Genomic DNA, 14,842 nt, shown 5'->3' with positions numbered 1-14,842 from the left:
CGGCGGCAGATTCAACATCGTGGCAAGCTGTCCCTCTGCTATCGCGAGCAAGCTTTGCTCCCACAGGGGATTTGTGTTGGCCGGGAAATCGCAGGCTGGCACCGATCCAAACTGTGGGAGCAAAGCTTGCTCGCGATGACGGAGGCATGTTCAACATCAAGGCAGACTGACTCACCGCTATCGCGAGCAAGCTTTGCTCCCACAGAGAAAAGCTTTCAGTTCGTGGCCGGTCGTTGCCCGATGGAGTTGAGGACCGGGTTGCCGTCCTTGTTCCGGGTCAGATAGACCGGCAGGACTTTGGGCAGCGAAGGCACCAGGTTCTGCACTTCGCTGATGTTGTAGACACCACCGATACGCAAGCCACCGGTGCTGTTGTCGGCCAGCATGACGGGCCGGTCGAGGTAGCGGTTGATCAGCGGCAGTGCATCGCTCAGGGCGAGGTTATCCAACACCAGCTTGCCGTTGCGCCACGCCAGCGAACTGTCGTTGGCGTCTGTCTCACGAACTTGCGGTTGCTGGTCGCCGGCCTTGTAGCTTGCCTGCATGCCCGGGGAAAGCGGCAGGCCGTCACGGGGGTTCGCCTGGTTGCTGGTCACCCTCACCGAGCCCTCCAGTAGCGTGATCCGGACCTGGTCCTGGTACATCCATACGTTGAAGCGAGTACCGGTCACGCGCACCTGGCCTTGGCCGGCCCGAACGACAAACGGGTGCTGTTTGTCGTGGCTGACGTCAAAAAACGCCTCACCCTTTTTCAGCGTCACCCTGCGTTCGTTTTTGTAGTTGGCAAATACCAGCTCACTGCCCAGGTTGAGTTCGACCTGGCTGCCGTCACCCAGGGTGACATGGCGTACGCTTGCGCCGGCTTCGAAGCGCTGGTAGGAATTGGCAACCCAGCCCAGGTTCCAACCGGTGTAAGCGGCCAGCGGCATGCCGACTACGAACACCGCAGCGGCGACCGCCAACCGACTCCAGCGCGACCGGCTGCGGCGTGCTGGGGCGGCTGGCGCCGACTCGACGCGCGGCAGATGATCGGCAACAGCCCAGATCTCCAGCATGGCTTCGTATTCGAAAGCATGCAGGGGATCGGCATCGTGCCATTGCTTGAACGCCTGCCGTTCGGCATCGGTGCAATCGACGGCATGCAAACGCATGCACCAATGGGCAGCGGCATCGGTAATGGCGTCGTATTCGGCTTCCGAGAGGGGATGTTCGGTCATTGACTCTTCCTGGTTTGCCGCATTCTAACCTTCGGCATGAGCTGCCGAGAACAGCCGTCATGGCGTTTACGCATCAATGAGCCTTTTTTTCTCAAACATTCGTCGTGGCCTACCGTCGCATACATTGCGTGAAAAAAAGATCAACCACTCAAACCCTTCACGGCACGGCAATTTGCCGTGATGGAGTGGAGTCGAGTTGGCGTCCCAATTCACAAATCAAGAGCGTGAGCGAGTCGGCGTTGCGAAGTATGACGTCGATGCGCTTGTCCGGCAAAATCGGATCGAGAAAATCATCACGAGCGTTATCCATGGTTCTGGCGCCGGTTATCTTCAGGATTTCCCGGGTGGTTTGCCGGTATCCAGGCAACAGCTCCAGCTTCTTGTAGGTGTTATCCGTGCTGTCCCATTGCGTGAACAGTTTTGACTTTGGCGTGGTCAATGAAAGCCCGTTGAGTTGCAGGTCCTTTTGCTTGTCGTATTGCAACTTTCCGGCGTAAGTCACTGTTGAAATCAAATCGAGAAATGGCAGTGCGGCGTCCAGGTAGATGATGTCGAACGTATTGAACAACTGATGGGAAATTTCGTGAATGAAGGTCGCTCCCTGGGCATGTGCATCGACATTGAAGAACTCGGGTACGACGGCCTTGTACCAGTCCAAGCCCATGTCGAAAAAAAACTGCGTGATATAGATTCTTCCGACGGCTGCCGGCTCGAGTACGAAGGCGGTTGCTCGATCTTCCAGGTGCTTGAGGTTGCCGATCACGATGCGGTCGGCATTCTGGAGCGCCCAGGATGGATCGGCCAACGCCCGGCATATAGGCGAGATCGCCGCCTCTATCTTGCCGATAAGACGCGCATCGACGCTGTTGACCCCAAAAAACAATCTCAGGAAATTATCCAGCCGAGAGCCCACAAGTGGTTGTCGCTTGAATTGATCAAAGTTGTGAAGGGCGTTGAATGAATAGAACCTCGCGGTCTCCAGTGCCTGCATAATTGCATTTGCACGATACGGATATTTCCTGCGTATCTCAGCCATGCCCTTTGCTTCGATATTCAGTGAACCCTTGGCCTTGAAGTCGCTGTAGGTGACGGCCATCTTCGAGCCGGCTTTACCGAAGCGTATGGTCTGGCGTTGTGGATCGAGTGCCCATGTCCGGCCGTCAGGCGACTTTCTCAATAACGGCCCCTCTGCGTGCTCATGCACGATTCGCCAGGTTTGGCCGGCTTTCGCTACTTGGAAGACTTTGCCGGCGAGGGGGATGTACAGCTTGCCGTTTTCCAGTGCCTTGTAGGTTCCGTCGATCAGGTCCAGTTGCAGGCCCGACAGGCTGATGCCCATGGCCTCGAAAACGCTCAAGTCGGTTCGGATCTGGGCGGTGGAAGCGATGTCCTTCCAGCGATTGGCCAACGTAGCGCCTTGGGAGAGAGGTTCAACGGGATCGAGCAGGCCGAATGTGTCTTCGCGATTCATCAGGCCCAGCGACACCATCTCCGCGGCGCCAGCGATAAAGTCGTGCAGGCCTGTTCTCCAGTCATGTTGCTGCAAGGCTTCGGCTGAAGCCTTGAAGTCCTGGTAGCTTTCCCAAAGCGTTTCGATAAAAGTCAGTTTGCCCGACAACTGTCCCCCGACCAACTTGATGCCGGAGCTGAGCAGGTGCAGGACCGTTCCCCAGTCAAACTGTCGATTTTCATTGGTTTGCGCGGTCAGCATGTCCGATAACAATGCTGCGTTGTCGTCGAACAATGTGTCGAGCAGGTTGGTCTGGATAGGGTTCGAGGCCAGGGTGATTTCCGATCGCTGCCCGAGCGTGGCGGCGAACAGGTGCCTGAATGTGGACTGCTGGTGCTCGGGAAGCCGGCGAATCAGCAGGTCCTGAAGTATCCCTGGCGTATTGAATGCGGCAATGACGCTCTTTTCATCCTTGAATTCGGTGAAGTGATCCCCCTCATGGTAGGGCGAATACAGGACTTGAGGACTTGTCGCATCGACGCTCGAACCGATCAAGTAGAGCCCCTGCACTTTGACCGGCACGGCACCGTCGGTCTTGATCAACTCCAGCGGGCGAATAAACGCGTTGGCACCGTCAACGGCTTTGCGAGCGACGGCATCGGGCATGTCCACCACCTGACGGATCAAATCAAAGGCCAGGGGGGAAAGGTGTTGTTGCAGATAGCGTGCGTGAGCGTATTGCAGCAACTGCCAGGGCATTTGTTGGCGGAAGGCCGCTTTCCTTTGCCGGGCCTGCGCAGTGGTGCCGGACAGTTTCTGCGCCACCTGATTTTTAAAGTCGGTGGAGATATCCAACGAAGACAGCATCTGCCGGACGGTGATCTCGTTCAGGCCGTCCGGCAGTTTCTGCGTGGACGTTGAAGAAACCTTGAATCCTTCCCGGGTCACTTCGATGTGATGCATGGCGAAGTCGGTTAGCGAACTGGCCGGCCCGACGATGGCAAGGTTCGGTGTGATCTGGATGGTGTCGGGGTCAAGGTTGTTTGCGGCGAAGCGTGCGCTCAGCAGCGCTTTCAGTTTATTACGCACATAGGTGCGCAGCGGCTCGATACCGTCCAGATAGTCCTTGCCATCGACCACGCTGTTTTTATATTGCTCAAGCAACTCGACGTGCAGGCGTTGATCGTCAAGTGCCGCTGTACCGAGCCAGGCGGGGAGTTGCTGTTGCTGCTTGTTGGCCTGGGCAATGTGTGAGGCGCGCTTGAGGTTGGTGGGCGCGCCTTTGTTCAGCAATGCCTGAAGGCTTCTCGACAGTGCCTTGCCGGTCAGTTGCCAGCTCCCGGCCTTCAAGGTGCTCAGATAAGCATGCTCGGCCTCAAAGTGTTTGATGAACGAATTCATCCGATTCACCAGCACGTTGTCCTCGATCAGCTCATACGCCTGGAGTTGATAATGCCCATGAGGTTGGCGTTGTGCCGGCGTGAGATTAGCGAGCAAACCAAAGCGTTTCCGGGAGTCGAGCAGGTGTCGATTCAATTGCTGGGTGGCAACTTCAACAGACGAAAACGCCTGCAAGCCATCGGCGGGCGTCCAGAGGATTGCCATGCCCGAATAGGGGGTGTCGAGGCCTCCGCGTTCAGTTAATAAAAAGCAGTTGGCAAGGGGTAGATAAACCGTTCGACCATCTTCGCTACAAGCCAGCGTCAATGAATAGACATCCGGCCGAAAGCCCCTGACGCCTATCCGTTGTGCGCGGTCCGGGTATTCTGAATCGTAGGCAAAAACCGCTCTGATCAGGTCATTCGCAATCGACGGCAGGCTCGCGTTAAGTTCCCTGAGTTCGGCCTCGGCACGTATCCCCAAGGAAAAAACATTGGTCAGTTCAGCCAGTAATTGCTTGAGCCCATTGCGCAGCGAAACGTTGTGGGAGGTCGGCAACCGGGTAAAGAGGTTATCGAAAGCCGCTTCGACATCGGTGTAACTCTTGACCTTTCTTTGCATCTGATCAGCCATGAAGTTGGACGGGCGCAGACTTCCATGAAAAGCGGGATGAGTGCCCCAGTGTCCGGCAGTAGGCTGGTCCAACAGGCTTTTGTTGATGAAGGTGCGTATATCCAACGCCTTGTCGATGAGCGGGTGGATATCGACATCGCCCTGGCGAGACATTTCCAGTGCGTAATGAAGATTATTCTTCTGTTTTTCGATGATGGTATTCGCCAGGGATTCGGCCACTGGCAAATCCAGTGGCTTGCCCGAAAGCTGTGGCTCGTCAAACCGCAGGAAACGGTTGCGCTCTTCCAGGCTCAGCAGGCTATAGAGCGCTTCCTTTTGTGCGGTGCTTGCGGGGTTACCGAACAGCGCAGCCTTGAAACCGAGATGGTTGTCTATTTTCTGAAGACCATGCATGGGCGTGTAGAGATAGTTGCCTTTGGCGCTGATCATCATGGAGCCTGCAAGTTCTACGAAGTGCGGCTCATATTCCCAGAGGCGAATCGTTTCGATGAACAGCAGTGTCTCGTCTCGACGGGAAGGTCTGAACAGCCGGAGCAGCTCACGACTTTGTTCCTCCGTCAGTTGTCTTTTTTCCCGCTCGACCAGGATGGTTGCCCAGAGTCCATCGTGGATGACTTGGGAAAGCAGTTTGCGTCGAGACATATAGAAGTGAGTCGTCGTGTTCTCCCAAAAGGCATCGAGGCAGCCGATGAGCGTCGGAATCAGTTTCCTGGCAACGTCCTTTATGATGTTTTCCCATTGCTGCGGGCTGTAGGACGATGCAAGTGTCCCCGGATGAGTCAGATCGATGTCATGCCCGACAGGCCAGCCCTGATGATGGAAATAGCCTAGGATGGCATCGCTCAGTGGGATGCTTTCGGTCACCTGGATGGCCCTTGGATTTCCCGGGCGAGCCCCCTTGCCGAAGGCCACGCGGATCTGTCGATGATCCAGGTCCGGCAGCGCCTCGTTCAAGATCTGGTCAAGCATTGATCTCAAGGAGGGCAACTTGATCAGTTCATTCACCATGGCCAGGGCGTTGAGGCTCTGGGCGTACTCGATGGATTCGAGCTGGGTCTTGAAAACATCCTCTTCGATGAGTTGCCGGGTCAGCCTGATGTCAGTGGTGCTGTTCAGTTCGCTGCGCTGGGAAATCGACAAGAGGCGGAACAGGTCGTCGCGTTGCGCGGTGTCCCGGCGCATGTGGTCAATCTGTTCTTCGAGGGAGACCAGGTTGTCGAACTTTTTTATGCCACCTCTTGGCGTGTAGAGAAACACCGGGTGGGTGCTGGTTTCGGCGCTGTTCGACGAGGTGCTAAGGACAAAGCAGCCGGCCAGTGCAATGGGCGATTTTTCATCGGCTTGCAACAGAATGGTTTCGGCGAACATCGGGGGTGTCTGCGCTGCGCGCTGGGTGTGGTCGGGCAGGGCGATGTGCTGCAACCAGTCGAGGTCTGCCTGCGTCAGACCGTGGGTGGCGGTCAATTCGTCCAGGCGATGGGGGGGCAATACCTCGGGAAATAAAAGTGGCGTGGTTTCAGTGAGCATCGTTGCTTCTCGATCAGGGCGCCTCAGAGCGGCGCGAACATGGAGGAAGCCGCCAGACTAGGCAACGATGAATGAGCAAAGGTGGTACATAGTTACCGCATGCTGGTTTTCGACCTGCCAGGCCGGGCAAATGCCGCGGACAAGGATTGACAGTGCGCGCCTGAAACGGTGTTTAATCACCCGGCGGGTCCCTTTACGCTGTTGCTACCTCCAACAATCATTCTGGAGCTTCAGATGTCTGCGCCATCCGATCATGCCGCTTCTTGCACCTTGTCTTTCGATGCTCTGGTGAGCTTGCTGGAGAAAATTTTCCTGCGTCATGGCACGTCGACCGAAGTCGCTCGGTGCCTGGCTGAAAACTGCGCCGGGGCCGAGCGCGACGGTGCCCACAGCCATGGGGTATTTCGCATTCCCGGTTATGTCTCGACACTCGACAGCGGTTGGGTCAACGGCAAGGCCGTGCCAGTGGTCGAGGACGTCGCGTCAGGGTTTGTCGCCGTGGACGCCGGCAACGGGTTTGCCCAGCCCGCACTGGCCGCAGCGCGTCCATTGCTGGTGGCGAAGGCCCGCAGCGCCGGCATTGCCATCCTGGCCATTCGCAACTCCCATCACTTTGCCGCCCTCTGGCCGGATGTCGAGCCGTTCGCCTATGAAGGCCTGGTGGCGTTGAGTGTGGTCAACAGCATGACGTGTGTGGTGCCCCATGGCGCGGACCGCCCATTGTTCGGCACCAATCCCATTGCCTTCGCCGCACCACGGGCTGACGGTGAGCCGATTGTTTTCGACCTCGCCACCAGCGCCATTGCCCACGGCGACGTACAGATTGCTGCACGCAAGGGCGAGTTGTTGCCGCCAGGAATGGGCGTGGACAGCCTTGGCCAGCCGACCCGCGACCCCAAGGCGATTCTCGAAGGTGGCGCGCTCCTGCCTTTTGGTGGGCACAAGGGCTCGGCGCTGTCGATGATGGTCGAATTGCTGGCGGCAGCCCTGACTGGCGGCAATTTTTCCTTCGAATTCGACTGGCACGACCACCCGGGCGCCAAGACCCCGTGGACCGGACAGTTGTTGATCGTGATCGACCCGAGCAAGACCGCCGGGCAAAACTTCGCCGAGCGCAGCCAGGAGTTGGTCAGGCAGATGCATGGCGTTGGGTTGCGGCGCTTACCGGGAGACCGTCGCCATCGCGAACGCAGCAAATCCAATGAGCATGGGATTAGCTTGGACGAGCAGACCCTGGCGCAATTGCGCGAGTTGGCAGGGATTTGAACAACCCGCTGTGGCGGCCAGCCTGGCTGCCACTGCCTTGCCGTGACACGCTGCGCCAAGCCTTCTACTATGACGGCTTCTTTTCTGTGGAATCGCCTGGATGAGTAAGCCCGGCCAAACGGTGCTGGTTGCGCTGCGCAAGATGATCGCCTCGGGCGAGTTGGCCGCTGGCGAGCGCTTGATGGAAATACCTACGGCCGAGCTGTTCGGCGTTTCGCGCATGCCGGTGCGCATGGCGTTCCGAACCCTGGAGCAGGAAGGGTTGCTGGTGCGCTTCGGCGGACGAGGTTTCCAGGTGCGTTCGGTCAGTGCCGAGCAGATCGCCGGAGCGGTGGAGGTGCGTGGCGTGCTGGAAGGCCTGGCGGCACGGCAGACAGCCGAGCACGGCTTGTCTGAAGAAGCCCGCGCGATACTCGAGCAATGCCTGGTGCAGGGCGATGAACTGTTCGCCAAGGGCTATGTGACCGAGGACGACCTGGAGGTCTATCACGACCTCAACATGCGTTTTCACCAAGTGATCGTCGAAGGCAGCCACAACCCGGCGATTGCCGATGCCCTGGCCCGCAACGATCATTTGCCATTCGCCTCAGTCACCGCCCTGGCGGTGGATCGCCAGAACATGGCCGGCGAATTTCGCCGCTTCAACTATGCCCATATGCAACACCACTCGGTGTTCGACGCCCTGATCAACCGCCAGAGCGGCCGCGCCGAGGCAATCATGCGCGAGCATGCCAACGCGACCCTGCGCTACGCCGAAGTGTTCGGCTCGACGCTGGCTGACGAGCGGATGACGGTGATCCTGCGCTCGGAGTAACCCGCCCGGTTGCAGGTAACAGCTGGATTGTCATTCACCACAAATCCCCTGTGGGAACGAGCTTGCTCGCGATAGCGGTGTGTCAGTCACCATCAATGCTGCAGAACCGACGCCATCGCGAGCAAGCTCGCTCCCACAGTGTCCGGTGTTAGAGGTCCAGTACTAAGACGGGTGTCTTGGACCTTGAGCAACATGGCGTGAACTGGTCGTTGCTGGCCTGTTCAGCCTCGGTCAGGAACATGTCCCGATGCTCCGGCACACCTTCCAGTACACGCGTCAGGCAGGTGCCACAGACACCTTGTTCGCACGAGATCGGAATCTCGATGCCGTGGCTTTCCAACACCTGCACCACACTGCGGTCCGTCGGCACGTTGAACACTTGGCCGCTGCGGGCCAGTTTGACCGAAAAGCTGCCATCGGCGCGGGTGTCGGTAGGGGCGGCGGCGAAGTATTCGCGGTGCAGGCAGGCTTCCTGCCAGCCCTGGTTCTTGGCGGTGTCGAGGACGTGTTGCATGAATCCGCCGGGGCCGCAGACGTAGAGGTGCACGTCGTCACCGGGCGCGGCCAGCACCCTGGCGGCGTCCAGCAGGGTTTCAGGTTCTTCATCGAAATGCAGGAAGACCCGGTCGGCATAAGGAGACTGGCGCAGGCGCTCGACAAAGGCCGCGCGGTCGCGGGCGCGGGCGCAGTAATGCAGCTCGAACGCTGCACCGCTCTGGGCCAGGTGCTCGGCCATGCACAGGATCGGCGTAATGCCGATGCCGCCGGCAAACAGCAGGCTGCGGCGGGCTTGCGGGGCGAGAGCGAACAGGTTGCGCGGCTCGCTGATGTGCAAGCGCATACCTGGTTGGATCAGCTCATGCAGGCTGCGCGAACCACCGCGGGATGTCGGGTCCTTGAGCACGCCGATGAGATAGCGATGCCGCTCCTCGGGGTGGTTGCACAGCGAGTACTGGCGAATCAGCCCGCCGGGCAAGTGCACATCGATATGGGCGCCGGCGGTGAAGGCCGGCAGCGGCTCACCATCGACACGCGTCAATTCGTAGCTGCAGATATCGAGGGCTTCGTTGTGTCGCGCCGCGACGTGGACTTCGATCATGGCCGTTGCTCCGCCAGCTGTGGTTGATGGCTGCTGGCGATCAACCCGGCCTGTGCTTCCCGTTCCCGTGCAATCCAGCGCTCCAGTACCCGGCGAGACTGTACGCCGCCCGCGTCGATGTTGAGCTTGAGCAGGTTGCGTTGCGGATGGTCCAGCAGGTTTCGCTGTTGGCGTTCGAGCATTTCCAGGTCTTCGCTGAAAATCTTGCCTTGGCCTTCGCGAATGGACGCGGTAAGTGCTTCATCCTGTGGTTGGAAGTGCCGGGCCATGCCCCAGAAGTACCAGATCGACGTCTCGGTTTCGGGCGTGATGAAATCCACCACGATGCTCGACGCCTTGAATTGCGGCGCGGCGTGATAACCGCCGTTGCCGGCATGGGCCACGCCGACTTCGATCAGCACATGGCTGGGCGGGGTGAAACGGCAGATCTGCCAGCGATCCACCGGCACGTCATCGGCCAGGTTGTTGCCGCGCAAGGCCATGCGCCAGAATGGCGGGGCCATGATGTTTTCCATGTGCCGGGCGGTGACCACTTCATCGCCGTCGACCGTGGTCACCGGCGGCGCCTCGTCGATTTCCTTCTGGCCGATGCTCGAGGCGTGGACGTAGGTTTCGTGGGTCAGGTCCATCAGGTTGTCGATCATCAGGCGATAGTCGCACTGGATATGGAACAGGCCGCCACCGTAGGCCCATTCATCGCTTTCGGCCCATTCCAGATGATGGATCAGCGCCGGGTCGGCCAGCGCCTGGTCACCGGGCCAGACCCAGATGAACCCATGCCGTTCCTGTACCGCAAAGGTCTTGTTGCAGGGGAAGCCTCGTACCCGTTGCCCCGGCATCTCGACAGTCTTGCCGTCGCAGCCCATCACCAAGCCGTGATAGCCGCACACAAGGTTGCCGTTTTCGACATGCCCCAAGGAGAGCGGGGCGCCGCGATGGGGGCAGAAGTCTTCCACCGCCGCGACCTTGCCTTCATGCCCCCGGTAAAAAACCATCTTCTCACCACAGATCTGGCGACCCAGGGGTTTGTCGGCGATTTCATCGGGGGTGCAGGCAACGTACCAGGCATTTTTGGGGTACATGAGGGATCTCCAGGCGGATGTTGTTCTTGTCTGTGGATCCATTAACTCTCTTAACTAATTTATTTGTCAACGGTATTGCTGGAGTAATGGCCGATTTATCTGATCAGTGGATCCATTGGTGGGCGATTGGCGGTCACATCAGAACCGATAGGCCGCCGGCACCTGTGCTTCGATGAACCGCTGCATGTGCTCCAGAAAGCTGGCGTGCAGCCTGGAAACCGGCCCTTGGATGGGCAGGAGCATGCTGAAATCCATTTCTATCGCCGGTTCGAAGGCCCGGAAGACGATGCCCTGGCCGCGGTACTCGACGGCACTGATGGCATCCACCAGCGCCACGCCCAGGCCCTGTTCGACAAACGCGCACATGGGCAGCGAGAGTTGGGTTTCCAGGCGTAGTTCGCGGTCCACACCATGGGCGGCGAAGATCGCATCGATGTGCTGGCGCGAGGCAATCGACTGCGGGTAGGAAATGAACGGTTCGCCCTGCAAGTCTTCCGGGCGGATCGTCGCCTGGTTCTGCAAGCGATGGCCGGCGGGCAGGGCGCAGAGCATGCGCGTGGCCAGCAATTTTTCCGCGCGAGGGCTGGGGTACGTATTGGGCAGCACGATCAGGCCCAGGTCGCAGCGCTGGCCCACCACCAGGTCCACGACTTCCCGGGACGAATGCACCACCAGCGATATCTGCACTTGATCGTGTTCGGCCATGAACGCGGCAATTGCCCGGGGCACGAACGACAAACCCATGGCCGGTGCGCAGGCAATGTGCAGTGAACCGCGCTTGAGCGTGCGGATGTCCTGGGCGGTACGCGCAATGCGCTCCACGCCCAACAACGAACGCTGCACTTCCTGATACAGGGTCATGGCCTCGGCAGTGGGTTGCAGTCGCCCTTTGACCCGGTCGAACAGGCTGAAGCCGATGTCCTCTTCCAGGCTGGCGATCAGCCGGGTCGCCGCCGGCTGCGAGATGTGCAGCATTTCGGCGGCCCGGGTCACGGTCTGGCCCAGGATCACGGCGCGAAAGGCTTCCAACTGACGCAGGTTCATAGGCCAATCCAATCCATAACAAAAAGACATGAGGTTGCCAAAATAAAGCATTTTTCAAGGCGTTGTCATGGCCCTAGGATCGAGCGCAACCACTTAATCCAGCCATGGGCCGGCTCTTGATTGAATGAGAAGCGCCGAAAACAGCGATAAGAAAGCCATGCAAAAAACTGATGTCATTGTCGTAGGAGGTGGCCTGGTGGGGATGTCCATCGCCTTTGGGCTGGCCTTGCTCGGGCGCCAGGTGAGCGTGCTCGACGAAGGCGACGACGCCATCCGCGCTGCCCGGGGCAACTTTGGGTTGCTTTGGGTCCAGGGCAAGGGCTACCGGATGAGCCCTTATGCGCAATGGACGCGGGAATCGGTGGCGCTCTGGCCTCGATTCGCTGCGGCGTTGCAAGCCGATACCGGCATCGACGTCCACCTGCGCCAACAGGGTGGCTTCCAGTTGTGCCTGAGCGACGTGGAAATGGCCGAGGAAAGTCATCGGCTGGGTTGGCTGCGTGACGCCTTTGCTGGCGACTACCCCTTTGAACTGCTGGACGCCACGCAACTGCGCGCCCGCTTGCCCGGCATTGGGCCTGATGTAGTGGGCGGCTGTTTTTCGCCCATGGACGGCCACGTCAACCCGCTCAAGCTGCTGCGCTCGCTCTACGCCGCCTGCCAGGCTCGCGGGGTCAAGCTCATCAACGGTCATCACGTCGAGGCTATCGACACGGGCACCAAGGGCTTCGAACTGCGGGCAGGAGAGCAGCGCTGGGCTGCCCGCCAGGTGGTCCTGGCCGCTGGCCTCGGCAATCGGACGCTGGGGGCCAGGGTAGGGTTGGACGTGCCGGTGCAGCCGAACCGTGGGCAGATTCTGGTTACCGAGCGGCTTGAGCCATTTCTGCAGTACCCCACTACGTATGTCCGCCAGACCGACGAGGGCACGCTGCAACTGGGTGATTCCCACGAGTCGACGGGCTTCGATGACGGCACCGGCAGCCAGGTCATGGCGGCTATTGCCCGGCGCGCGGTGCAGTGTTTTCCGCGGTTGGGCCAGGTACGACTGGTGCGGGCCTGGGGGGCGTTGCGGGTGATGAGCGCCGATGGCTTTCCGATCTACGAAATGCCCCAGGGCTGCCCGGGGCTGTCGATTGTCAGCTGCCACAGTGGCGTGACGCTGGCCGCCGCCCACGCCTTGCGCCTGGCGCCCTGGATCGCCGGCGAATTCGATGACCCGGCGGTGAAGCCATTCGGGCTGCACCGTTTCAACCTGCAAACAGAGGTGCGCCATGTCGGCTGACAGTCTGTTCCGGCCACTGGCTTCGGAAGATCACACCGTGCATATCGAATTCGAAGGCAGACTGCTCACGGTACCTGCCGAGGTATCCCTGGCGGCGGCGCTGTTGGCCTGTGGCATTCGCCACACCCGCGAAAGCGCGATCAACGGTCGCCCCGGTGCCCCTTATTGCATGATGGGCGCGTGCTTCGAATGCCTGGTCGAGGTGGACGGACAAGCCAATGCCCAGGCTTGCCTGGTGCCGGTGCGCTCCGGCATGCGCGTGCGTCGCCAACGCGGAGCCGCTTGCCTGGCACCGTGGCAGGAGGGCGGCGATGAGTAATGCAGTCATCGACCTGATCATCATCGGCGCGGGTCCGGCGGGAATGAGCGCTGCGCTCGAAGCCAGGGCCCACGGCCTGTCGGTCGTCGTGCTGGATGAACAGGCCAGCCCGGGTGGGCAGATTTATCGCCAGGTGCTCCAGGCTGACGCGCGCCGACGCGCCGTGTTGGGTGACGACTACGTGGCCGGGGCGAAATTGGCCGCCGACTTTTTGCAATGCGGTGCCCGCTATCTGCCCAACGCAGCCATCTGGCAGGTGACGCCGCAGCGTCAGGTGCACTACCTGTTCGAGGGGCGTGCCGAAGTCTTGCAAGGGCGCCATCTGTTGATTGCCACGGGGGCCTTCGAACGGCCGATGCCGATTCCCGGCTGGACCTTGCCGGGCGTCATGACCGCCGGGGCCGGGCAGATCCTGCTCAAGAGCGCTGCCATGGTGCCGGCCACTCCAGTGGTGCTGGCCGGGTGTGGTCCATTGCTCTACTTGCTGGCGGTGCAATACCTGCGCGCCGGGATCGCGCTTGAAGCCCTGGTGGATACCAGCCATCGAAGCGATCTGCTGCGGGCCTGGCGGCAAGTGCCCAGTGCGCTGCGCGGCTGGCGCGACCTGCTCAAAGGACTGGGGCTGCTGACGGAGCTCAAGCGTGCCGGCGTCCAGCATTTTCGCGGTGCTTGCAACCTGCAGGTTGACGGCACGGATCGGGCCTGCGCCTTGAGCTTCGACAGTCAAGGCCGCTCGCAGCGCATTCGCGCCGATTTGATTCTGTTGCATCAAGGCGTGGTGCCGAACACCCACGTCAGTTGGTCGTTGCGTCTGGAGCATGACTGGAATGAACAGCAACTGTGCTGGATTACGCGCCGCAATCAATGGGGTGAAAGCAGCGTGCCGGGCATTTTTATCGCCGGTGACGGTGGCGCCATCGGCGGGGCCCAGGTGGCGCAATTGGAGGGGCGCCTGGTCGCGTTGGCAATCGCCGGCCAGCCGGCGCACGCGCGCGCTCTGCAGCGGCTGTTACGCCGCGCCCGCGCCGCACGGCCTCTGCTCGACACCCTGTATCGCCCCCGGTCCCAGAATCGCATCCCTGCTGATGACGTCACGGTGTGCCGCTGCGAAGAGGTCAGTGCTGGCGACATTCGCCGTTACGTCGACCTGGGTTGCCTGGGTCCCAACCAGACCAAGGCCTTCGGCCGTTGCGGCATGGGCCCGTGCCAGGGGCGCCAATGCGGTCTGAGCGTCACTGAAATCATCGCCGAACGCCGCCACGTGCCACCAGCCGAGGTGGGCTATTACCGCATCCGTTCGCCCCTCAAACCCATCACGCTCGCTCAATTGGCCGGCGAGCGTCTTTCCGTCGAGGAACCTTCATGAGTATTCAACGCATCGAAAGCAACCCACGCCTGAGCCGCAGTGTCGTGCACAACGGCGTGGCCTGGCTCAGCGGCGTCGTGGCCACCGATTGCAGTCAGGACATCCAGGGCCAGACCCGTCAGGTGCTGCAGCGGATCGATGAGCTGCTTGCCGCGTCTGGCAGCGACAAGCACAGGCTGCTCAGTGTGCAGATCTGGATGAAGGACATGGGCCGGGATTTCGCCGCGATGAACGCGCTGTGGAGCGAGTGGGTCGATGTCTCGCAGACGCCAGCGCGGGCCACGGCCCAGGTGGCATTCGACGACCCGGAAATTTTGCTGGAGCTGATTGTCACGGCGGCGGTCTGAGGCCGTCGGCCGGATC

The 14,842-nt window shown here is 60.3% G+C and carries 11 protein-coding genes; 6 read left to right on the top strand and 5 right to left on the bottom strand.

Going from position 1 to position 14,842, the window contains the following annotated elements:
- Positions 1 to 215: 215 nt before the first annotated feature.
- Positions 216 to 1,217: a FecR family protein gene (locus F7R20_RS12255; protein WP_003202128.1), complete on the bottom strand. Its 1,002-nt coding sequence runs from the start codon at positions 1,215 to 1,217 to the stop codon at positions 216 to 218.
- A 157-nt stretch (positions 1,218 to 1,374) separates the two neighbouring features.
- A complete protein-coding gene (locus tag F7R20_RS12250) occupies positions 1,375 to 6,207 on the bottom strand; it encodes a dermonecrotic toxin domain-containing protein (protein ID WP_003202127.1) in 4,833 nt (1,610 codons plus the stop codon).
- A gap of 234 nt (positions 6,208 to 6,441) precedes the next feature.
- On the opposite strand from F7R20_RS12250, the gene F7R20_RS12245 reads away from it, so the two are divergent.
- Together F7R20_RS12245 and F7R20_RS12240 are read left to right on the top strand one after the other, a co-directional pair.
- Positions 6,442 to 7,473 carry an Ldh family oxidoreductase gene (locus F7R20_RS12245; protein WP_003202125.1) on the top strand — a complete coding sequence of 344 codons (1,032 nt, stop codon included), beginning with the start codon at positions 6,442 to 6,444 and terminating at the stop codon, positions 7,471 to 7,473.
- 100 nt (positions 7,474 to 7,573) lie between these two features.
- Positions 7,574 to 8,287 (top strand): GntR family transcriptional regulator, encoded by a 714-nt coding sequence (locus tag F7R20_RS12240; protein ID WP_003202123.1) that lies wholly within the window; start codon positions 7,574 to 7,576, stop codon positions 8,285 to 8,287.
- Between the two features lie 148 nt (positions 8,288 to 8,435).
- Here the strand turns inward: F7R20_RS12240 and F7R20_RS12235 are convergent, their stop codons facing one another.
- The 3 genes from F7R20_RS12235 to F7R20_RS12225 form a co-directional block, all read right to left on the bottom strand.
- The gene (locus F7R20_RS12235) at positions 8,436 to 9,386 is read right to left on the bottom strand and encodes a PDR/VanB family oxidoreductase (RefSeq protein WP_003202122.1); all 951 of its coding nucleotides are present in this window, start codon (positions 9,384 to 9,386) and stop codon (positions 8,436 to 8,438) included.
- Positions 9,383 to 10,468 carry an aromatic ring-hydroxylating oxygenase subunit alpha gene (locus F7R20_RS12230; protein WP_003202120.1) on the bottom strand — a complete coding sequence of 362 codons (1,086 nt, stop codon included), beginning with the start codon at positions 10,466 to 10,468 and terminating at the stop codon, positions 9,383 to 9,385. The genes F7R20_RS12235 and F7R20_RS12230 overlap by 4 nt, the downstream gene beginning before the upstream one ends.
- A 138-nt stretch (positions 10,469 to 10,606) precedes the next feature.
- Entirely contained in the window at positions 10,607 to 11,512 is a 906-nt protein-coding gene (locus F7R20_RS12225; RefSeq protein WP_003202118.1) for a LysR substrate-binding domain-containing protein, read from the bottom strand.
- A gap of 157 nt (positions 11,513 to 11,669) precedes the next feature.
- On the opposite strand from F7R20_RS12225, the gene F7R20_RS12220 reads away from it, so the two are divergent.
- Genes F7R20_RS12220 through F7R20_RS12205 form a run of 4 tightly spaced genes read left to right on the top strand, consistent with a single transcriptional unit; the run spans position 11,670 to position 14,826 of the window.
- Positions 11,670 to 12,794, top strand: coding sequence for an NAD(P)/FAD-dependent oxidoreductase (locus F7R20_RS12220; protein ID WP_013693424.1), 1,125 nt, complete (start codon positions 11,670 to 11,672; stop codon positions 12,792 to 12,794).
- On the top strand, positions 12,784 to 13,113 hold the full coding sequence (locus F7R20_RS12215) for a (2Fe-2S)-binding protein (protein WP_003202113.1): 330 nt from the start codon (positions 12,784 to 12,786) through the stop codon (positions 13,111 to 13,113). Before F7R20_RS12220 ends, F7R20_RS12215 begins: the two co-directional genes overlap by 11 nt.
- Entirely contained in the window at positions 13,106 to 14,479 is a 1,374-nt protein-coding gene (locus tag F7R20_RS12210) for an FAD/NAD(P)-dependent oxidoreductase (protein ID WP_003202111.1), read from the top strand. The genes F7R20_RS12215 and F7R20_RS12210 overlap by 8 nt, the downstream gene beginning before the upstream one ends.
- Positions 14,476 to 14,826 (top strand): RidA family protein, encoded by a 351-nt coding sequence (locus tag F7R20_RS12205; protein WP_003202108.1) that lies wholly within the window; start codon positions 14,476 to 14,478, stop codon positions 14,824 to 14,826. Before F7R20_RS12210 ends, F7R20_RS12205 begins: the two co-directional genes overlap by 4 nt.
- Positions 14,827 to 14,842: the final 16 nt, after the last annotated feature.

The organism is Pseudomonas brassicacearum subsp. brassicacearum (genome assembly GCF_008801605.1).
Classification (GTDB): domain Bacteria; phylum Pseudomonadota; class Gammaproteobacteria; order Pseudomonadales; family Pseudomonadaceae; genus Aquipseudomonas; species Aquipseudomonas brassicacearum.
The sequence above is the reverse complement of the archived record's forward strand: the minus strand, read 5'-3'. Positions and strand labels throughout refer to the sequence as shown.